Origin of the sequence: Enterococcus sp. AZ103 (genome assembly GCF_051714685.1) — a bacterium.
Taxonomy (GTDB): domain Bacteria; phylum Bacillota; class Bacilli; order Lactobacillales; family Enterococcaceae; genus Enterococcus_A; species Enterococcus_A alishanensis.
In genome coordinates this window covers 2,686,183-2,705,772 of record NZ_JBIOSI010000001.1, presented here as the reverse complement: position 1 = coordinate 2,705,772, position 19,590 = coordinate 2,686,183, and the positions used below count along the sequence as shown (strand labels likewise).

General features: G+C 35.3%; 20 protein-coding genes and 1 pseudogene. 15 read left to right on the top strand and 6 right to left on the bottom strand.

The features are described from left to right. Window positions 1–105: 105 nt before the first annotated feature. Entirely contained in the window at window positions 106–684 is a 579-nt protein-coding gene (locus ID741_RS13475; protein WP_438720309.1) for a DNA-3-methyladenine glycosylase I, read from the top strand. After that, the gene (locus ID741_RS13470; RefSeq protein ID WP_438720308.1) at window positions 685–1,206 is read left to right on the top strand and encodes a dihydrofolate reductase family protein; all 522 of its coding nucleotides are present in this window, start codon (window positions 685–687) and stop codon (window positions 1,204–1,206) included. It begins immediately after the preceding gene. A 38-nt stretch (window positions 1,207–1,244) separates the two neighbouring features. Here the strand turns inward: ID741_RS13470 and ID741_RS13465 are convergent, their stop codons facing one another. Beyond that, a complete protein-coding gene (locus ID741_RS13465) occupies window positions 1,245–1,808 on the bottom strand; it encodes an NADPH-dependent FMN reductase (protein WP_218324650.1) in 564 nt (187 codons plus the stop codon). A gap of 194 nt (window positions 1,809–2,002) precedes the next feature. Here ID741_RS13465 and rpsP point away from each other — a divergent pair, with 194 nt between their 5' ends. The 9 genes and pseudogenes from rpsP to ID741_RS13420 all read left to right on the top strand — a co-directional run bounded on the left by rpsP (window position 2,003) and on the right by ID741_RS13420 (window position 9,181). Next, window positions 2,003–2,278 carry a 30S ribosomal protein S16 gene (rpsP, locus tag ID741_RS13460; protein WP_438720307.1) on the top strand — a complete coding sequence of 92 codons (276 nt, stop codon included), beginning with the start codon at window positions 2,003–2,005 and terminating at the stop codon, window positions 2,276–2,278. An 11-nt stretch (window positions 2,279–2,289) separates the two neighbouring features. Then, entirely contained in the window at window positions 2,290–2,535 is a 246-nt protein-coding gene (locus ID741_RS13455; protein WP_218324652.1) for a KH domain-containing protein, read from the top strand. A 100-nt stretch (window positions 2,536–2,635) separates the two neighbouring features. After that, window positions 2,636–3,430, top strand: coding sequence for a hypothetical protein (locus tag ID741_RS13450; protein ID WP_438720306.1), 795 nt, complete (start codon window positions 2,636–2,638; stop codon window positions 3,428–3,430). A gap of 18 nt (window positions 3,431–3,448) precedes the next feature. Further along, entirely contained in the window at window positions 3,449–3,976 is a 528-nt protein-coding gene (rimM, locus tag ID741_RS13445) for a ribosome maturation factor RimM (RefSeq protein WP_438720305.1), read from the top strand. Next, a complete protein-coding gene (trmD, locus tag ID741_RS13440) occupies window positions 3,966–4,703 on the top strand; it encodes a tRNA (guanosine(37)-N1)-methyltransferase TrmD (protein WP_438720304.1) in 738 nt (245 codons plus the stop codon). The genes rimM and trmD overlap by 11 nt, the downstream gene beginning before the upstream one ends. A gap of 134 nt (window positions 4,704–4,837) precedes the next feature. Next, window positions 4,838–5,185 carry a 50S ribosomal protein L19 gene (gene rplS, locus ID741_RS13435; protein WP_218324655.1) on the top strand — a complete coding sequence of 116 codons (348 nt, stop codon included), beginning with the start codon at window positions 4,838–4,840 and terminating at the stop codon, window positions 5,183–5,185. Between the two features lie 132 nt (window positions 5,186–5,317). Further along, the gene (locus tag ID741_RS13430; protein WP_438720303.1) at window positions 5,318–6,214 is read left to right on the top strand and encodes an NAD(P)-dependent oxidoreductase; all 897 of its coding nucleotides are present in this window, start codon (window positions 5,318–5,320) and stop codon (window positions 6,212–6,214) included. Between the two features lie 96 nt (window positions 6,215–6,310). Next, complete coding sequence (locus ID741_RS13425; protein ID WP_438720302.1) at window positions 6,311–7,288, top strand: tRNA dihydrouridine synthase; 978 nt, start codon at window positions 6,311–6,313, stop codon at window positions 7,286–7,288. A 122-nt stretch (window positions 7,289–7,410) separates the two neighbouring features. Then, window positions 7,411–9,181, top strand: a pseudogene (locus ID741_RS13420) (1-deoxy-D-xylulose-5-phosphate synthase). Window positions 9,182–9,221: 40 nt separating this feature from the next. Here ID741_RS13420 and ID741_RS13415 read toward each other — a convergent pair. Next, window positions 9,222–9,998 carry an SDR family NAD(P)-dependent oxidoreductase gene (locus tag ID741_RS13415; protein WP_246601356.1) on the bottom strand — a complete coding sequence of 259 codons (777 nt, stop codon included), beginning with the start codon at window positions 9,996–9,998 and terminating at the stop codon, window positions 9,222–9,224. A gap of 278 nt (window positions 9,999–10,276) precedes the next feature. On the opposite strand from ID741_RS13415, the gene ID741_RS13410 reads away from it, so the two are divergent. Genes ID741_RS13410 through ID741_RS13400 form a run of 3 tightly spaced genes read left to right on the top strand, consistent with a single transcriptional unit; the run spans window position 10,277 to window position 14,040 of the window. Then, window positions 10,277–10,678: a YbaN family protein gene (locus ID741_RS13410; protein ID WP_218324695.1), complete on the top strand. Its 402-nt coding sequence runs from the start codon at window positions 10,277–10,279 to the stop codon at window positions 10,676–10,678. Beyond that, the gene (locus ID741_RS13405) at window positions 10,675–12,384 is read left to right on the top strand and encodes an ABC transporter ATP-binding protein/permease (RefSeq protein WP_438720301.1); all 1,710 of its coding nucleotides are present in this window, start codon (window positions 10,675–10,677) and stop codon (window positions 12,382–12,384) included. The genes ID741_RS13410 and ID741_RS13405 overlap by 4 nt, the downstream gene beginning before the upstream one ends. Next, on the top strand, window positions 12,385–14,040 hold the full coding sequence (locus ID741_RS13400; RefSeq protein WP_438720300.1) for an amino acid ABC transporter ATP-binding/permease protein: 1,656 nt from the start codon (window positions 12,385–12,387) through the stop codon (window positions 14,038–14,040). It abuts the gene before it with no gap. 17 nt (window positions 14,041–14,057) lie between these two features. Here ID741_RS13400 and ID741_RS13395 read toward each other — a convergent pair whose 3' ends face one another. The 3 genes from ID741_RS13395 to ID741_RS13385 form a co-directional block, all read right to left on the bottom strand. Continuing rightward, on the bottom strand, window positions 14,058–14,978 hold the full coding sequence (locus ID741_RS13395) for a LacI family DNA-binding transcriptional regulator (protein WP_438720299.1): 921 nt from the start codon (window positions 14,976–14,978) through the stop codon (window positions 14,058–14,060). Then, a complete protein-coding gene (locus ID741_RS13390) occupies window positions 14,978–15,259 on the bottom strand; it encodes a hypothetical protein (RefSeq protein ID WP_438720298.1) in 282 nt (93 codons plus the stop codon). The genes ID741_RS13395 and ID741_RS13390 overlap by 1 nt, the downstream gene beginning before the upstream one ends. Before the next feature lie 74 nt (window positions 15,260–15,333). Next, window positions 15,334–16,218, bottom strand: a complete 885-nt coding sequence (locus ID741_RS13385) for a LysR family transcriptional regulator (RefSeq protein ID WP_438720297.1) — start codon at window positions 16,216–16,218, stop codon at window positions 15,334–15,336. A 265-nt stretch (window positions 16,219–16,483) separates the two neighbouring features. Between ID741_RS13385 and ID741_RS13380 the strand changes: the two genes are divergently transcribed. Further along, the gene (locus tag ID741_RS13380; protein ID WP_438720296.1) at window positions 16,484–18,538 is read left to right on the top strand and encodes an FAD-dependent oxidoreductase; all 2,055 of its coding nucleotides are present in this window, start codon (window positions 16,484–16,486) and stop codon (window positions 18,536–18,538) included. Between the two features lie 37 nt (window positions 18,539–18,575). Here the strand turns inward: ID741_RS13380 and ID741_RS13375 are convergent, their stop codons facing one another. After that, window positions 18,576–19,439, bottom strand: a complete 864-nt coding sequence (locus tag ID741_RS13375; protein WP_438720295.1) for an SPL family radical SAM protein — start codon at window positions 19,437–19,439, stop codon at window positions 18,576–18,578. Window positions 19,440–19,590 lie beyond the last annotated feature (151 nt).

Genomic DNA, 19,590 nt, shown 5'->3' with positions numbered 1-19,590 from the left:
AATCTCCTTCTTTTATTTTATGTGTACTAGTATACATAGTACACTTGAGTGGCGCAATCTTTTTTTTGAAATTTCTGGTACACTAAAGAAAATGAGGTGGAAAAAATGCACAGATGTATGTGGGCTAACAGCAGTAAAAGTGAAGAAAAATATCATGATGAAGAATGGGGCGTGCCGGTTTATGATAGTCAAAAATTATTCCGCAAATTAATTCTGGATATGAATCAAGCTGGATTAAGTTGGTCAACAATATTGAATAAATCAGATAATTTTGATGCCGCTTATGATAATTTCAACATTGAAAAAATTGCTCATTATGATGAGGCTAAAATTACAGAGTTAATGCAAGATGCAGGAATCATCCGCAATCGCAGAAAAATAGAAGCAGCGATTAATAATGCGCAAAAAGTCTTGGAGATGGAAGCTGGTGGATTAAGTTTTTCAGATTATATTTGGGAATTTACGCAAGGAAAGGTGATTGATGGCAAGCGAAAAAATATCACTGAGGTTCCTGTATCCAACGAATTATCAGATGAAATTACGAAGGATATGAAGAAAAAAGGCTTTAAATTTGTTGGCTCAACTACCATTTATGCTTTCTTACAAGCTGTCGGCATAATAAATGATCACGAAATCGCTTGTTTTCGATATCGTGAGGTAAAAGAATTAGAGAGGAATTTCTAAATGGCAAGAGTTGTCTTTTATGGTGCTATCAGTTTAGATGGCTATTTGGCTGATCAGGATCATTCATTAGAGTGGTTAACTACAAATCCAGGAGATAATTCTGATGATTATGAGAGATTTTACCAAAGCTTGGATTATACTATGATGGGTCGAAAGACTTATCAAGGAGCACAGGCAGAGATGGGTACAGTCAATTTCTATGCTGACACTGAAAATTTTGTTTTTAGTCATCAGCCTCTAGATTTAATAGATGGGTTTGAATTGATTTCAGGGGATCCGGTTAGATTTGTTCAAAATCTACCAGTAGATAAAACCATTTGGGTTGTAGGTGGCGCCGGTCTAGTTAAAGAATTATTGGCAGCCGAACTAATTGATGAATGGTGGATTCAGATTGTTCCAATTCTATTAGGCTCAGGAATTCCCTTATTTTTAACGCAAGAACGAAAACAGCAATTTACTTTAGTAGAAACCCGTCAATTTGGACAATTTGCGGAGTTACATTTAAAGAAAAAAAGCGAGTAACATTCGGTCTTGAATGTTACTCGCTTTATTTTTTTATATTAAGCTTCAAACGCAGCTAAGTTATTGAAGAATGTTACATATTTTTCGATGATTACTTTGAAGAAATCAACTGTACCTTGATCAATATTTCCATTTTCATCAATTAAGTTTGCAATGCCGCCAATGTAAGCTTCTGGTTGTTGTAATGTTGGTACATCCAAGAAGACTAAGCTTTGACGTAAGTGATGGTTTGCACCAAAACCAGCAATCGCACCTGGTGATACAGAAACAACTAAACCTGGTTTGCCACCCCAAATACTTTCGCCATAAGGACGAGAACCAACATCTAAAGCATTTTTCAAAGCAGCAGGGACTGAACGATTGTATTCAGGAGTGAAGAAGAATACACCATCAACTTTTTTCATTTCATTACGGAAACGAGTCCATGCAGCAGGAACATTTCCTTCAGCATCTAAATCTTCGTTGTAAAGGGGAAGGTCACCGATTTCGATAAATTCCGCTTCAAAACCTTCTGGTAATAATTCCGCGAATTTTTTGGCAACGATTTTGTTGAAAGAGTCTTTTCTTAAGCTACCTACGATAAAACCAATTTTTTTTGTCATGAATAATTTCCTCCTAAATTTCGATTACAAATTTATCTTACAAAAAATAAGTAATTTAATCAAACAATAAGCTCACCATTATAAATAGGTGATAACTAAAGTATTTTCACGCTGTAAAGAAAAAACTCTTTACAGGAGTTTGAAAGCATGTTAGACTACATCTTGTGATTAATTATATGGAGGTGTAGTAATACATGGCAGTAAAAATTCGCTTGAAACGTATGGGTTCTAAAAAGAAACCTTTTTACCGTATCGTCGTAGCTGATTCTCGTTCTCCTCGTGATGGACGTTTTATCGAAACTGTAGGTACATATAACCCATTAAAAAACCCTGCAGAAGTCGTTTTAAAAGAAGAAGATATTTTAAACTGGTTACAAAAAGGTGCGCAACCTTCTGATACAGTTCGTAATATCCTTTCTACAGAAGGAATCATGCAAAAACATCACGAAGCTAAATTTACAAAGAAATAAGGTGAAGTCAGATGCAAGATTTAACAAAATTAGTCTTAGCAATTGTTCATCCACTGGTTACTAAGCCAGACGAAGTAAAATTAGAAATTGACGAATCCAAAGACTTTTTCGAATACAACTTAACGGTTGCGCCGGAAGATATCGGACGGATTATTGGCAAACAAGGTCGGGTAGCGAAAGCTATTCGTACATTAGTTTATAGTGTTCGAACAACTGGCCCCAAAAAAGTTCGTCTAAATATCGTTGATGGTAAATAAATGAATGAACCTGACGCCGAAGTCTTTTGATTTTAGCGTCAGGTTTTTTTATTTGGTTTAGGACGTATTTACGGTAAAATAAATACAGGAGGAGATTTCAATGAAAAAATATTTTTTATTGGCAAGTACGTTACTTTTATTTGCAGCTTGTCAAAACAACGATGAGAATAGTCAAAATAGTTCTACTAAAGAAAAAACTGTTGAAACTAGTCAGACAAATGCGGATAGCCAACAAACTTCTGAAACAATCTCCAACGACAATCAAGTAAATAAAAGTCAAAACCAAACTAGTGATAATATAGCCATGACTGAATTACAAGCTCATTATCCAAGAGAAAGATTTCCAATGATCACTTCAGTTGATCCAACTGAAGAAATCGCCATCGCAGTTGGTGAAGAGGAAAATACGCTAACGGTTTCCTATTATTTAGTAGATAAACAAATTCCGTTAAATGATCCATTATTATCAAATGCAACACCTATAGGACAATTTCAACGAATTCTCCATAATACTACAGAAGAAGCAAAAAATGATGTCGCACCCAATACTGATGCTGGCGGTCAAGCAACTGACTTAGGCCATAATATTATTGGGCATCAGCAAAGTGGTGCAGGTTCGACTTATTTGAATTGGCAAGAAGGCAATTGTTCGATGGCAATCCAGGCAAACAATTTAGAAGGAGAAGACCCGCAACCTTTAGCTAAAGAAATTGTCGAATACTTAGAGAAGGCTTTTTTACCAGCGCCGAAAGATGTTGGATCTGGTAGTTTTATGATAACTAGTAGTGACTATCATTCAAATGTAGTTGCTTGGCAAGAAGGAACCACTGTTTATAAAATCAGTAATGAAAATACTATGAACAGCTTAAAAATGGCTGTCTCCATGAATCAATAATAGAAAGTAGGGGAAATTTTGATAAATTATTACACTGTCGGTAAAATCGTCAATACCCATGGCGTTCAAGGTGAAGTTCGAGTAATTTCACAGACTGACTTTCCAGATGAACGGTATCAAGTTGGAGAAACCCTTTATCTTTTTAGAGAAGACGATAAAAAACCAACGAAATTAACGGTGACGAACCATCGAAAGCATAAAAACTTTGATTTGTTAAGTTTTGAAGGGATTTACAATATTAATTTGGCAGAAGCGTTACGAGATGGCGTCTTAAAAATATCTGAAAATCAATTAACTGATTTAGAGGAAAATGAATTTTATTACCATGAAATTATTGGTTTAAAAGTTTTTGATGAACAAAATCAAGAATTGGGAGAAATTACTGAAATTCTGTCTCCTGGAGCAAATGATGTCTGGGTAGTCAAACGCAAGGGAAAAAAAGATGCTTTAATTCCTTATATTGAATCAGTCGTAAAAAAAATAGATCTAGAAAATGAACGGGTAGATGTAGAAATTCCTGAAGGGTTGTTAGATAATGCGGATTGATGTGCTAACCTTGTTTCCTCGGATGTTTGAAGGTCCAATGGGAGAATCAATTATTGGTAAAGCCGTGGAAAAAGAATTATTAGAAATTAAACTGCATAATTTTCGGGAGTATTCTGATAATAAACACCAGCAAGTCGATGACTATCCTTACGGTGGCGGAGCTGGCATGCTCTTAAAAGTTCAACCGATCTATGATAATTTAAAAGCAATTGAAGAAGAAACTGCCAATAAAAATCGGCGAGTGATCTTGTTAGATCCTGCCGGCAAACAATTTGACCAAAAAATGGCAGAAGAATTTTCTCAAGAAGAGCAGTTAGTTTTTATTTGCGGTCATTATGAAGGCTATGATGAACGAATTCGCAGTTTAGTTACTGATGAAGTGTCATTGGGAGATTATGTTTTAACTGGTGGCGAACTAGGAGCGATGGTGATGATTGATGCGACGGTTCGTTTATTGCCTGAAGTTTTAGGTAATAAAAATTCTGCTCAAACAGATTCTCATTCTACTGGGTTGTTGGAGCACCCTCAATTTACGCGTCCAGCTGATTTTCAAGGAATGAAAGTTCCTGAAGTCTTAACCAACGGAAATCATAAGCTAATTGAAGCATGGCAGTTAAAAGAATCTTTGCGACGGACTTATTTACGTCGACCAGATATGCTAGAGAATTTTGACTTAACACCTGAAATGGAAAAAATGCTGAAAGAAATTAAAATTGAAGAAAAATGATTCTGACAAGAAAATTCTCTTTACAGTGCTCTTTTATTTGTGTTAAGATACTCGAGTGAGTGTAAGCTCATCTATTACGATATTCCGCTGAGGTTTTTCCTTAAGAATGTTTGGAAATAAGGAGAATGATAAAGATGAATCCATTGATTCAAGAATTAACTCAAGAACAATTACGTACTGATATCCCTGCATTTCGCCCTGGTGACACTGTTCGTGTTCACGCGAAAGTTGTGGAAGGTACCCGTGAACGTATTCAGTTATTTGAAGGCGTAGTTATCAAACGTCGTGGCGCTGGTATCAGCGAAACTTATACTGTACGTAAAATGTCTAACGGTGTTGGCGTTGAACGGACATTCCCAGTTCACACTCCACGTGTTGCACAAATCGAAGTTGTTCGTTATGGTAAAGTTCGTCGTGCGAAACTTTATTACTTGCGTGCTCTTCACGGAAAAGCAGCTCGTATCAAAGAAATCCGTCGTTAATATTTGTTTTACAAATGTACGTCAAGTCTCAGAGAAATCTGAGGCTTTTTCTTTTTTCTAAATTAGCAATTGATAAATGAAATCGCTATAATGAATACTAATGAAAACAATTCAAATAAGGAGTACAGAATGATGAAACAATTCAAAAAAATGGTGGCGATTGAACCAACCAAACTGTTACCTGAGTGGAATGAAAAATTAAAAGTATATGCGACAGAAAGTATTTTTTATTCGGACATTCCGCAGGATTCGCAAGAGATTATCCGACGAATTGGCGATGCTGATTGTGTAATGCTAAGTTTTTCTAGTGAAATAAATCAGGAAGTCTTGGAAGCTTGTCCGCAAATTAGATATATTGGCATGTGTTGCAGTCTTTATGCACCAGAAAATGCGAATGTCGATATTTTAACTGCTGAAAAAATGGGAATCACAGTCACAGGTGTTCGTGATTATGGCGATGAAGGTGTGAAAGAATATGTGATTAGTGAACTGGTTAGATTATTACAAGGTAATGGTCCGGCGATGTGGAAGAATGATGCGATAGAGCTAACAGGATTAAAAGTTGGCATACTAGGTATGGGGACATTGGGCTCACTTTTAGCAGAAACTTTTCGTTTTTTTAATTCTGAAGTTTACTATTATAGTCGCACTAGAAAAGCTGATTTAGAAGAAAAATATGATATAAACTATTTGGAATTACACCAATTATTACCGACAGTGGATATTTTAATCACCAGCTTAAGTAAAAATACAGTGTTGCTTAAAGAGCAAGAATTTCAATTGTTGGAAAATGGGAAAATATTATTTAACGTCTCCTTGACACCTAGTCATAATATGAGAGCAGTTAAGCAGTGGCTTGCGCAACCAGGAAATTTTGTATTGGGTGATACAGCAGCATCGGTAGGTGAAACAATTACAGAATTAGACAACGTATTCGTGAGTAATCGAAATGCGGGCATGACTTCCTTGGCAAAAGAACGGTTAGCAAAAAAAGTCATCCTGAATATCGAAGGCTATTTAGCTGATTAATAATAGTGAAAAATTTCAAACTCAAGTTTTGCTTCTTTCTGTAATTCTTAGTACAATATGAATGTTTTGTAAGCGTAATAGGAGGAAGAATAGATAATGAGCAATAATTTTTGGGCTGATTTACCAAAGCCCTTTTTTATACTAGCACCAATGGAAGATGTGACTGATGTCGTTTTTCGTCATGTAGTCAAGGAGGCGGGAGCACCCGACGTATTTTTTACTGAGTTTACTAATTCAGATAGTTTTTGCCATCCGGAAGGAATCGAAAGCGTTCGTGGGCGGTTAACTTTTACGGAAGATGAACAACCGATGGTAGCACATATTTGGGGTGATAAACCAGAATTTTTCAAAGAGATGAGTATCAGTCTTGCGGAAATGGGCTTTAGTGGTATTGATTTGAACATGGGTTGTCCGGTGTCAAATGTTGCTGAAAGAGGAAAAGGTAGCGGGCTGATTCTACGACCAGATGTTGCTGCTGAATTGATTCAGTCGGCCAAAGCTGGTGGCTTACCAGTGAGTGTCAAAACACGTATTGGTTTTAATGAAATGGCTGAACTTGAAGCTTGGATCAGTCATTTATTAAAACAAGATATTGCTAATTTATCGGTTCATTTACGAACAAGAAAAGAAATGAGCAAAGTAGATGCCCATTGGGAAGTGATTCCTCAAATTATTGCTTTACGGGATAAAATTGCTCCCGATACATTGATTACTATTAATGGAGATATTTCAGATCGCCAGATGGGTATAGAGTTAGTTGAAAAATACGGCGTTGATGGAATTATGATTGGTCGTGGGATTTTCAAGAATCCTTATGCTTTTGAAAAAGAACCACAAAATCATACACCAAAAGAATTGATTGGTTTGCTACAATTACAAATTGATTTACAAGATCAGTTTGCAGAAAAAGTTCCTCGTTCAATCGTTGGTTTACATCGATTCTTCAAAATATATATCAAAGGATTTCCGGGAGCCAATGATTTACGTGTGAAATTGATGAATACAAAATCCACCCAGCAAGTCAGAGAAATCTTAGCTGAATTTCAGCAAGAAAGACCAGAAATATTTGCATAATAAGCTTGAGTCTCAGAGGGATCTGAGGCTTTTTCATTTTATTTCAAAATTTTTTTCTTTTTGTGCTTGACTTAAAGTCCACTTTAAGTTGTAGGATGTTCAAGTACGAAAGGGGAATTGTCATGTTATTACAAAAAACGTTATTAGAAAAAATTGAAGGACCACAAGATTTAAAAAACTTATCACCTGAAGAATTACTACAAGTTTCAACTGAAGCTCGTCAAGCTTTATTGGAAAAAATTAGCAGTCATGGCGGACACAATGGCCCAAATTTAGGGGTAGTAGAGATGACAGTTGCTTTGCATTATGTTTTTGATTCACCGCGAGACAAATTTATTTTTGATGTTTCTCATCAATCTTATATTCACAAAATGTTGACAGGTCGGATGCAAGCATTTACTGATGCTGCTCATTATGATGATGTTTCTGGTTATACTAATCCAAAAGAAAGTGAGCATGATTTATTTACGGTGGGTCATACTTCTACTTCTTTATCATTAGCTAATGGCGTGGCTAAAGCTCGCGACTTGAAAAATGAAAATAGTAATGTAGTGGCTGTGATTGGTGATGGGTCGCTTTCTGGAGGTTTGGCTTATGAAGGTTTAAATAATATTGTTGAACAAGGAACCAACACGATTGTTATTGTTAATGATAATGATCAATCCATTGCTGATAATTTTGGCGGTCTTTATGGTAACTTGAAGGCTTTAAGAGAATCCAACGGTCAAGTAGAAAATAATTTTTTCAAGGCATTAGGCTTTGACTATTACTATTTAAATGATGGAAATGATTTAACAGCTTTAATCAGTTTATTTGAAACGGTGAAAGATGTGAATCATCCAGTTTTATTGCATATTCATACGGTTAAAGGAAAAGGATTTAAATTTGCAGAAGAAAATCGTGAGCAATTTCATGCTGGGGGACCATTTAGTCTGACGACAGGAGAATATCTTGGTAGTGGAAATCATCCCGCCACTTATAGTAGTGTTACAGCAGAATTCTTACTAGAAAAAATGGCGAAGGATCCTAAAATTGTCGCGATTAATGCAGGTACGCCAATGCTTTTATTTAATCAAGCACAGCGTCAACAAGCAGGGAAACAATTTGTTGATGTAGGTATTGCTGAAGAACAGGCAGCAACTATGACAGCTGGTTTGGCAAAAAATGGTGCAAAACCAGTTTGGGCAGTTTATTCAACCTTTATGCAAAGAAGTTATGATCAAATCTCTCATGATTTAGCTTTAAATGATTTACCAGGCACAATTTTAGTTTATGGGGCTTCGGTTAATAGTATGAATGATGAAAGTCATTTGGGCATATTTGATATTCCTTTTCTAAGTCATATTCCTAATTTGGTTTATTTAGCACCCACAAATAAAGAAGAATATTTGGCCATGTTAGATTGGTCACTTGAACAAACCAATCATCCTGTAGCGATTCGAGTACCAGTGGGTGATTTAATTGAGACTGGCAAAAAGGATGTGACTGATTATGGTCAATTATTCAAAAATCAAGTGGTAGCAAAAGGTTCAAAAGTTGCTTTGATTGGTGTGGGGAATTTTTATTCTTTAGCGGAAAAAGTAGCTGCTGATTTAAAAGAAAAACTAGATTTACAGCCTACCTTGATTAATCCAAAATTTATTTCTGGTTTAGATACTGAATTGTTAGATTCCTTAAAAGAAAATCATCAAGTGGTTGTAACATTAGAAGATGGGATTTTTAGATGGTGGGTATGGTCAAACAATCGCCAGTTACTTAGGGGATTCTGATTTAAACATCCAGAATTATGGCTTGGAAAAAGCTTTTCATGATCGGTTTGAAGCGACAGAATTGTTAGCAGATAGTGGGCTGACTACTGATCATATTGTCCGTAAAATTCTGGCAAAAATATAAGAAAAGGTAGCCAGCTAAAAAAGTTGGCTACCTTTTTTGACTAAACGATGGTTGCACCACCGTCAACAGTAATAAACTGACCAGTTACATAACTTGAAGCATCAGATGAGAAGAATAGAAGAGCGCCATTTAGTTCTCCTCGTTTACCAGGACGAGATGCTGGTGTGTTAAAGTTGTATCCTTTTAAGAAATCATCGTTCTTGAATAGGGTGCCTTCTGTCATTTCACTTTCGAAAAGACCAGGACCTACTGAGTTTACAGTGATATTATCTTGCGCATAAGAAGCGGCCATCCCCATTGTTAAGCCACGAACTGCATCTTTTGATGCGTTATAGTTATGGCGCCATAAAACGGGAATTTTATCAGCAATAATTGCGTTCACCGAAGCGATGTTAACAATTTTACCGTATTTAGCTTTGCGCATATGAGGGACCACATATTTACTCATGAAGAATGGACCTTTAACATTGATATTCATCCCAGTATCCCAATCTTTTTCAGAGATATCTTCAACGCCACCACCGATAGCAATTCCGGCATTGTTCAGTAAAATATCAATTTTTCCAAAGGTATCAATAACTTTTTGAACCCCTGCTTTAACTGCTTCTTCGTTTGTTACATCAGTCGGTACAACTAACGCTTTGCGGCCCATTTTTTCAATATCAGCAGCCACTTGTTCTAGTTTTTCTGCACGTCTTGCAAAAAGAGCGACATCCGCACCATTTTCAGCATAAGCTCTGGCAGCATCTGCACCTAAACCAGAAGATGCTCCTGTTACAATTGCGACTTTCCCTGATAAATTAAACAAATTTGACATAATTGAAACCCCTTTCTATAACAACTATTATTAGTATAACGCAATTGTGAATGTTCTACCAACACAATCATAGTGGTCCTTCAAAAATAATTTAATCTATTGCATTTTTAAGATCTAAAACAAGCAATTTTATAAAGGTATCTGAATTAAAAAAAGAATAGCATGAAAAAAATTGTAGAAAAAAGCTAAAAACAAACTTTTTTTGTAAAAAAATACTGATAATGATTCTCAATTATTTTTCCGTGTGTTATACTTAACAAAAAAGTAGGAGTGTTGAGATGAAGAAAGGATTATTTATTTTCTTAGGTAGCATGACCTTTGCATTAGGAACGCTGGGTATTTTTCTACCGTTTTTACCGACAACAGTCTTTTATTTATTAACTGGCTTTTTTTGGTTAAGAAGTTCAGATAAATTGTATCAAAAATTTGTTCAATCTGATAAGTATCAGCGATATGTGAAAAGTCCCATTATTGAAAAGAAGATTACTAATAAAGGTATGATTCGGATGTTCTTGATGATCTTTATTATTTTCTTGATTCCTGGCTTGTTGGTAGACAATACTATCATGCGAATCTCATTAGCAGTTGTCTATATATGTCACGTTATTGGCTTAACTTGGTATTTAAGAGGGAAGAAAGCTCGAAAATTTAAGTCTGAAAAGATAGGTGAACTAGATTGATTGATCAGCGTTTATTTAAATTAACTGAGAAGAAAAATCTGATTAAGCTAGTCTTAGTCAGACTTTTTTCTTTGGCTCTATCTATCATTATGTGGTGGCAAATTGCTGGTAAGCTAGCGAATTACCTCGCTGGAGAGCCAGTCAATTTGTTGCCATTAATTTTGACCTTGATAGCAGTCATTATCTTAAAAGCATTGAGTAACAAGTGGTCAGAGCGCTTAACATATAGAGCTTCGGCAGATTTACGTTTAAAACTGCGTCACCAAGTAATGACAAAAGCCTTTCGTTTAGGGAAAAGTCAAGAGCAATTACCACAAGCAACTTTGGCGCAACTATCTGTTGATGGAATTGAACAGTTAGAAATTTATTATGCGCGTTTTTTACCACAATTATTTTATTGTGTCTTGGCTTCTTTGTTAATTTTTGCTACCTTAGTGCAATTTGCGGTTTTCCCAGCAATTATTTTGTTAATCTGCATGCCACTGATTCCAGTTGTTATCATGAGTGTTATGAAAATTGCTAAAAAGATATTAGATAAATATTGGACCCGTTATACTGACTTGGGCGCAAAATTTCATGAAAACCTAAGTGGCTTAGCAACCTTAAAGGCTTATCATCAAGATGAAGCACGACAAAAAAATGCAAAAGACAGTGCAGAGCAATTCAGAAAAATTACCATGCGATTATTGTCGATGCAATTAAATTCGATTACCGTAATGGATATTATTTCTTATTCTGGTGCGGCATTAGGGATTGGTTTAGCTTTAATCAGTTATCAAAATGGACAAATATCAATCATGGGTGTTTTAATGTTCGTTTTATTAGGAGCTGAATTTTTTATTCCCATGCGTCAGTTAGGTTCATTATTTCATGTAGCAATGAATGGGATCAGTGCTTGTAAAAAACTATTTGATTATTTGGCGTTACCAGAACAGATCTATGGTGAAAAAGATATGAATCATGTCAGTGAAATTCAATTCAAACATGTCGATTTTGGCTATACGGATTATGCGCTGGCTTTAAAAGATGTCTCCCTCGAATTCAAAAAAGGACATTTCACAGCGATAGTGGGCCAATCTGGTTCTGGAAAAAGCACTTTAGTTCAACTGATGCTTCATCGCTTTCAAGATTATCAGGGTCAAATTGTTTGGGATCAATTAGAGTTGCAAGAGCTAAGTCATAAAAGCCTGACGAATTTAAGTACTTTGGTGGATAATAAGGGTTACATTTATCCGATGAGTATTCGTGATAATTTATTATTGGGTAATAAAACAGCCAGTGAAACAGAATTGTGGCGAGTTTTATCAGAGGTTCAATTAATTGATTTTGTAAAAGGTAGACCCCATCAATTAGATGAAATTTTAAATGAAAATGGCAGTGATTTATCTGGAGGGCAGAGACAACGATTGCTATTAGCGCGAGCTTTATTAAAAAAATCTGATGTTTATATTTTTGATGAAATTACCTCAGGTGTTGATTTAGCAAGTGAAGAAATTATTCTAGATTGTTTGAAACAACTGGCACAGGAAAAAATTATTATTTTTATCTCTCATCGTTTATACAATGTGCTATCTGCGGATCAAATTTATGTGTTTGAAAATGGAAGAATCGTCGAGGCGGGAACGCCAGAAGAGTTACAAGCCCAAACAGGCTACTTTAATAATTATTTTGCTGAAGAAGTCGAAGTATTTTCGGGAGGGCAATAGATGAAAGAGAAAACAATTATTCGCTGGCTATTATCTTTTGTGTTCAGTGAAAAGAAAAAAGTTGCTTTAGCTGTCTTTTTAGGAATTATTAGCAATTTAGCCGTCATTGCGATTCCAATAGTCGGCGTAATTTCTTTGTTGCGCTTAATTGGTGGCGAAATGTCACAGGGGTTTCGACCATTAATAATCATGGTTTTTTGTGGTGTTTTAAGGGGTGTTTGTCGCTATTTAGAGCAATATTTAAACCATGACATTGCTTTTAGTTTATTGGCAGATATTCGTGATTATATTTTTGCAACAGTTAGAAGATTAGGTCCGGGAAAATTAAGTGGGAAAAATAGTGGTGATTTAGTCACAGCGATTACTTCAGACGTCGAAGCTTTAGAGGTGTTTTTTGCCCACACAATTTCTCCAGTGCTGATTGCGACCGGTAACACGATAGTGACTTTTATTTTTTTAGCAAGTTATAATCTATTATTAGCAGTAGTTTTGCTGATTGGACAAATTGTCGTTGGTATTTTCATTCCAATATTTGGTTATCGAAAAAGTAGTCAGTTAGGTGATGATTACCAAGCGGCCTTCGTCCAATTAAATCAAAATGTTATGGAAAACGTTGCTAGTCTAACAGATATCAATCAATATCAGCTTGCCTCTGATCGTTTAACCAAACTAGATCAGGCAGGTGAAAAATTAAATCAACAATATGACCGTCGTTTAAAACAAGAAAGCTTTTTAAAAATATTTAGCGAAACAGTTTTATTAATAACGGCTATCGCAATTTTTGTACTAGCCAATCAGCTTCATTTAAATAGCGAAATAGTTGTAGTCAGTGTGGTATTAAGCTTGAGTTCTTTTGGTCCTGTTCTAGCACTAAGCGGTTTAGGCAGTGCACTGTTGACAACTTTTGCCAGTGGAAGAAGGCTTTATCAACTGACGAATGAAGCAGCAGCAGTTACTTTTCAAAATAGTCAACAAACATTGGCAAATTTCGCAACGGCTGGTTTAACAGATGTATCTTTTTCCTATGATACAAAGGAAGTCTTAAAAGATTTAAGTTTGTCAATTCGTCACGGAGAAATTATCGGAATAGGTGGTGAGAGTGGCAACGGAAAAAGCACGTTAATCAAATTATTGATGCGTTATTGGGATCCTCAAAGTGGCTATTTACAAATGAATCATCATGACTTAAAAACGATCGATGAAACAACTTTGCATCAAATTGAAGGTGTCATGGAACAGCAGACTTTTATTTTTGAAGATACTTTAGCGGCTAATATTGCGATTGGAAAAAGTAATGCAACAAATGCTGAAATAAAATTGGCTGCTGAAAAAGCGGCATTGTCAGAATGGATTGAGACTTTGCCAGATGGTTATAATACAGTGATTGGCGGAAACGAACGAACTGTTTCAGATGGTGAGCGACAACGGATTGGGTTGGCGAGATTATTTCTACATGATGCACCATTTTTACTTTTAGATGAACCTACTAGTAACTTGGATTATTTAAATGAGCAAGCCATTTTAAATACTTTAACCTCTGAATTAAAACATAAAACCGTTTTGTTAATTTCTCATCGGGAGACTACTTTAGCTATTACTCAAAAACAATATGAATTAACTAATCATAAACTCAAAATAAAAAACACTAACAGCTGACAAATATTTGTCAGCTGTTAGCGTTTAATAAAGGTATGGGGATGACGAATTTGCTGAATACTACCTGTATGAAAGAGACGAAAAGCTGTTTCACCACATTCTTTTAAATGGTGGTCCACAGTTGAAAATTGCAAAACTTCACTGACCAATAAATTTTCACGTCCCACCACAATTGGTTTTTTCCCTTTGTGATGCAATAAAATATTGGCAGCTACATCATCGCCGTTAACAACGATCGCCTCGACTGGATGTTTTTCAAAAAAAGCAGCAGCTTGAATGCCATCTTCAGCATCGCAACAATCCCAAAAAATATTTTTTTCATCAAATGTTGGAAAGATTTCGTGGGCAAGTTTTACTGCTAAACGAGAATTCCGACTAATATCGTGACTTCTGCCTAAAGTTAGACCAATTTTTTTCATGCCGAGATCTTTTAAATACAGCATAGTTTCCGAGAGTGACGCCTCTAAATCAATATAAGAAGTTGCTACCGGTAATTCTGCTATATCTTCACAAAAAACAATTGGGCCATATTTCAAGTATTCTTTAAAAACTTTGGTGGGGTTGGATCGACTTGAAATAATCAATCCATCAAAACTTTTTTGTGCAAATTCTTTTAAATAGTTCATTTCTAGTTGTGGGTCGTGATTTGTTGGCAATAAAGTGACTTTATAGGTATATTTAAAAGCTTCTGACATAATGCCTTTTAACAATTGATTGTAGTATGAGGCATTTAAAAATGGAATTACAACCCCTACATGTTTTGTTTCACCATGGCTTAAATTTTGCGCCAAACGATTAGGGACATAATTTAATTCGTCCATTATTGCTAGCACTTTTTGACGTTTTTCTTCATCTACATAAGGGAATTCATTGATTACCCGAGAGATTGTTGATACTGAATAACCTGTGATTTTAGCAATGTCACGAATCGTTGTCATTATACAGCCTCACTTACCAAATGTTGTTGTAAATATTCTATCACACCAGTGCCGTTTTGATAGAAGAAATAATGCTTATTTTGATAAACAAAGCTGACGCGTTTACCACCAATAAATTCATCGAAATACAAATGCTGTAGTTCTCTTAGAGGGACATCTACCATTAACTCTCGACGAAAACTGTGGGAACTTAAAATACGCAAGAAATCTTTTTCAAAAAATATTTCAACTGCAAAATTTTGGATTTCTGTACCTGATTGAATAGTCATAATCGTGTTCATAAATGATTCCTCCTTTTGATAAATTGAGTATAATTTATGAAACGAGTTTCAATGCAAGCTTTTTGTCAAAATTTTTATAGACGAAATTGATGACGGCAAAAATCCCAAAATTCTTTTACAATTGGAAGTGGAATTTTATTTTTTCTTGTAGCTAAAAAAATGTTACGGTCAGGCAGAGAATCTTCAATTTCAATCTTCTTCACTTTATAAGAACTAATCGAAGGAATATCTGGTATAATCGCAATCCCAAAGTTATTCTCAACAAATCCAAGAACACTGTGGTCTTCATCTAATTCACAAGCAATCTTAGGGTGAAGATCTAAATCAGTCATTACTTCGTCCAAATAAGTACGCAGACCACTATACTTTGTAAAATAAACCAAAGGATAATTCATGATATCTGCTAAATAGGTCTGTTCCAGTAAAGCAAGAGGATGTTTTTCTGGTACTACCAAAACCAATTTTTCTTGATAGATAATCGAATATTGGATTTCAGAAGATTGTTGCACTTTGGAACAAATCCCCACATCAATGACATCGTCTTTTAACATTTGAATCATTTGGGCCGACGTCCCTTGAAAGAATTCAAATTGAACCAATCCTTCAGGATGTTCTTCAATAAAATCTTTGACAATTTTTGGTGCTACTTTGGATCCCATGGTATAAATGAAGCCAAACTTTATTTCTGTAGTTGTCGGTTTGGCTATTTCCTGTAAAAATTTTTGTCCCTCACCAATTTCCTTCAAAGAAGGCGCGACGTAACTGTAAAATATTTTTCCGTAACGGGAAAGCTTAATATTTCTGCCCTCTTTTTCAAACAAAGCAATACCTAACTCTTGCTCCAGGCTAGACATCGCATGACTAATATTTGGCTGAGAAGTTTTTAGTTCTTTGGCAGCTTTTGTCATATGTTCCGTCTCTGCTAAAGTTAAAAAATACTCCAATTGTCTTAAATTCATTCTTCCACCTCAATTAATAAATTCTCTTCATCAATTGTATCAGAAAAAATAATGATTTGCTGGGTTATTTGATTAGGAATCAATAAATTTTATTTATTGTTACCATACAAATAAAGCATTAGATTTTATTGATTAAATCTCTTACAATGGTCTTGTAAACGAATTTGTGAAAAATTGTATTTGTTCGAATGTATTTATAATCGTTGTGAAATCAGTATTTTTAATAATTTTAGTTATTTTTTCTTGAAAAGAAAGGAAGAGTTAGTTGAATAAATATCAAGCTATTTTTGAACCATTAACTATTAAACGGATGACCTTGAAGAATCGGATTGCGATGCCACCGATGGGAACTAATTTTGCGAATCAAAATGGTAGTTTTAATGATAAGCATTATTCATATTATGAACAAAGAGCAAAAGGTGGAACCGGCCTAATTATTTTAGAAAATGTTTGTTTCGATTATCCAATGGGGACCAACGGAACCACTCAATTAAGAATGGACAATGACCAATTTATTCCTGGATTATGGGAGTTTAACGAAAGAATGCATGCTTATGGCACAAAAACCTGTGTACAAATTAACCATGCTGGTGCTTCAGCTTATGGTTTACGTTTAAACGGCGTTCAACCAGTTTCTGCTTCTAATATTCCAAGTAAAACAGGAAATACCGTTCCTCGTCCATTAACTAAAGAAGAAATTTATGAAATTGTAGCGAAATATGGTGAAGCTGCCAATCGTGCCCAACGTGCTGGTTTTGATAGTGTTGAAATCCATGCCGGACACTCTTATTTATTGAGTCAATTTCTTTCTCCTATTTATAACAAACGGACTGACGAATTTGGTGGGACCCCAGAAAATCGTGCGCGCTTTACTAAATTAGTAATCGAAGCTGTTCGTCAAGCAGTTGGACCATTTTTCCCAATTTTCTTGCGAATCAGTGCGGATGAAATGTTACCAAATGGTAATACATTAGAAGATTCCATTGAATTATTGAACTTTATTGCAGAAGATGTAGATGTAATCGATGTGTCTGCTGCTTTAAATGATTCATTACAATATCAAATTGATAAAATGAATTTACCTGATGGTTGGAGAAGTTATATGGCTAAGGCCGTCAAAGAAAAATTCCCAGAAAAAATAATCGCAACTTCTGGAAATATTCGTGATCCAAAAAGAGCAACTGAAATTTTAGAAAATGGCGATGCAGATATTTTACACATGGGTCGTGGTTTAATAGCTGAACCAAATTGGGCTAATAAGGTTGAAAATGGACAAGAAGCCTTACTTAGAAAATGTATTTCGTGTAACATTGGTTGTGCCGATCATCGGATTGCTAAATCTCGACCATTACGTTGTACTGTTAATCCAGATGTATATTACGAAGATGCTTATAAAGAAGATCAAATTAAAAATCCAATCAAGATGGTCGTTGTCGGTGGTGGAACGACTGCATTAGAAGCTGCCAACACAGCCGCTGAAATTGGTGCTGAAGTCTCATTATATGAAGAAAAAAATTATCTAGGGGGCTTGGCTCACGAAATTGCACGTTTCCCAGATAAAAAAAGAATCGATGATTTTGTTGAATATTTAGAAAATCGTACGACAGAAAACAATATCACTGTTCATTTGAATCAACGTTTTGGTTTAAATGATCTAGCGAATGAAAAACCAGATATTATCGTTAATGCAACTGGTGCGAAACCATTATTACCACCAATCAAAGGATTACATGATGAACTTGCCAAAGACAATCGTAAAGTCTTTACTATCTTTGATATTTTAGGGGATTTAGCTAAGTTTGATACTTTTGAAGGTGAAGAAATCGTTGTTATTGGTGGCGGTGCTGTCGGGCTTGACGTGGTTGAATATTACGCTGAACGTGGTGCTAGAAAAGTTTCTATCGTGGAAATGCAAGGAACTGTAGGAAAAGATTTGGATATGATTACCCGTCTAGCAATGATGGAGGTCATTGAAAAATATGATGTCGAAGTTCATACAGATACAACACTATTAGAAGTTCGTGGTGACAATTTCTTAGTAAAAATGCCGAATGGTGAAGAGAGAGAATTACCATTTACTAAAGGTTTTGTTGCCTTAGGTATGAAAGCAGATGCACCATTAGAAAATGACTTTGTTACTTATGCTAATGAAAATAATGCAACTTACTTAAATCTTGGCGACAGCAAACAAGCACGTCGGATTTATGAAGGTTCCCAAGAAGCAAGAGCCAATATTTTAACTGCTGTTCACGGAAAAGATCGCCAACTAACAGCTACAGTTGTCCACAGAAAAGATCGTCAACTAGCAGCTACAGTTTAAAAAAAAAGAGGTGGAGACTTGATCTCCACCTCTTTTTTTAGAATAAAGATAATTGTTCATCCTTTGTTTCAAACTGCTGCAAGTAATCAAAAACCTCTTCTGTACGCCAAAGTATGCCAGCATTTTGGCAAGTCTCGATAAAATAGGTCATCAATTTCTGATGATGTGGACTATTACAGACATACTGTTCGCCAAACGCCCCTCGGTATTTGTCTTTCATTCCAGGAAACAAACGATCCAACATCTGATAAAAATACTCCCGGTTTCCACTCCGCATTGTGACTCCAAAACCAAAACAAACAATACCTTTTACATTCACTTCTATGCACGCTGCTAATAACGCCACCAAATTTTCCATAGAATCATTAATAAAAGGCAGAATTGGTCCCAACCACACAACTGTCGGAATATTTCTTTTTTGTGCTTCTTTTAAAACTTCAATTCGGTCCCTTGTACCTGAAACATTTGGTTCAAGCTTTTTACATAATTCTTCATTGAAGGTCGTGAGAGTTATTTGGATAACTGCTTTTGTTTGTTGATTTATTTCCTCTAACAAATCAATATCGGCTAAAATTTGATCGGATTTTGTTAAAATACTGACACCGAAGCCATATTTTTTTATCAATTTTAGTGCGCCGTGGGTTAACTGTAACTTTTTTTCAATTGGCATATAAGGGTCGGTCATAGCTCCAGTTCCAATCATAGCTGGCTTTCTTTTTTTTCTTAGTTCATTTTCTAAAATAAGTAGGGCATCCGACTTTACTTGAATATCTTCAAAGACGTGATCAAATTGATAGCAGTCGCTGCGACTGTCACAATAAATACAGCCATGAGTGCAACCGCGATACAAATTTAAATGGTTTTTAGGAGATAAAATAGTTTTATAAGTTTTAAAATGCATGTCGACCTCCAGAACGTATGTTTGTATATATTTTATCTTAAACTTAACGGGAAAACAAACTAAAAATTATATAACAAAAAAATCCGGTGTTTCATTGTTGATATATATGAGTTTAAGTGGTATTATTCATTGTGTTAATAATACAGATTTT

Bases quoted from the DNA above. Each gene is read 5' to 3' on its own strand.
- ID741_RS13450 (WP_438720306.1), top strand. From the start codon at position 2,636: ATGAAAAAATATTTTTTATTGGCAAGTACGTTACTTTTATTTGCAGCT.
- ID741_RS13385 (WP_438720297.1), bottom strand. From the start codon at position 16,218: ATGAATTTAAGACAATTGGAGTATTTTTTAACTTTAGCAGAGACGGAA.
- rplS (WP_218324655.1), top strand. From the start codon at position 4,838: ATGAATCCATTGATTCAAGAATTAACTCAAGAACAATTACGTACTGAT.
- ID741_RS13425 (WP_438720302.1), top strand. From the start codon at position 6,311: ATGAGCAATAATTTTTGGGCTGATTTACCAAAGCCCTTTTTTATACTA.
- ID741_RS13470 (WP_438720308.1), top strand. From the start codon at position 685: ATGGCAAGAGTTGTCTTTTATGGTGCTATCAGTTTAGATGGCTATTTG.
- ID741_RS13475 (WP_438720309.1), top strand. From the start codon at position 106: ATGCACAGATGTATGTGGGCTAACAGCAGTAAAAGTGAAGAAAAATAT.
- ID741_RS13465 (WP_218324650.1), bottom strand. From the start codon at position 1,808: ATGACAAAAAAAATTGGTTTTATCGTAGGTAGCTTAAGAAAAGACTCT.
- rpsP (WP_438720307.1), top strand. From the start codon at position 2,003: ATGGCAGTAAAAATTCGCTTGAAACGTATGGGTTCTAAAAAGAAACCT.
- ID741_RS13375 (WP_438720295.1), bottom strand. From the start codon at position 19,439: ATGCATTTTAAAACTTATAAAACTATTTTATCTCCTAAAAACCATTTA.
- trmD (WP_438720304.1), top strand. From the start codon at position 3,966: ATGCGGATTGATGTGCTAACCTTGTTTCCTCGGATGTTTGAAGGTCCA.
- ID741_RS13390 (WP_438720298.1), bottom strand. From the start codon at position 15,259: ATGAACACGATTATGACTATTCAATCAGGTACAGAAATCCAAAATTTT.
- ID741_RS13400 (WP_438720300.1), top strand. From the start codon at position 12,385: ATGAAAGAGAAAACAATTATTCGCTGGCTATTATCTTTTGTGTTCAGT.
- ID741_RS13455 (WP_218324652.1), top strand. From the start codon at position 2,290: ATGCAAGATTTAACAAAATTAGTCTTAGCAATTGTTCATCCACTGGTT.
- ID741_RS13430 (WP_438720303.1), top strand. From the start codon at position 5,318: ATGAAACAATTCAAAAAAATGGTGGCGATTGAACCAACCAAACTGTTA.
- ID741_RS13415 (WP_246601356.1), bottom strand. From the start codon at position 9,998: ATGTCAAATTTGTTTAATTTATCAGGGAAAGTCGCAATTGTAACAGGA.
- ID741_RS13395 (WP_438720299.1), bottom strand. From the start codon at position 14,978: ATGACAACGATTCGTGACATTGCTAAAATCACAGGTTATTCAGTATCA.
- ID741_RS13410 (WP_218324695.1), top strand. From the start codon at position 10,277: ATGAAGAAAGGATTATTTATTTTCTTAGGTAGCATGACCTTTGCATTA.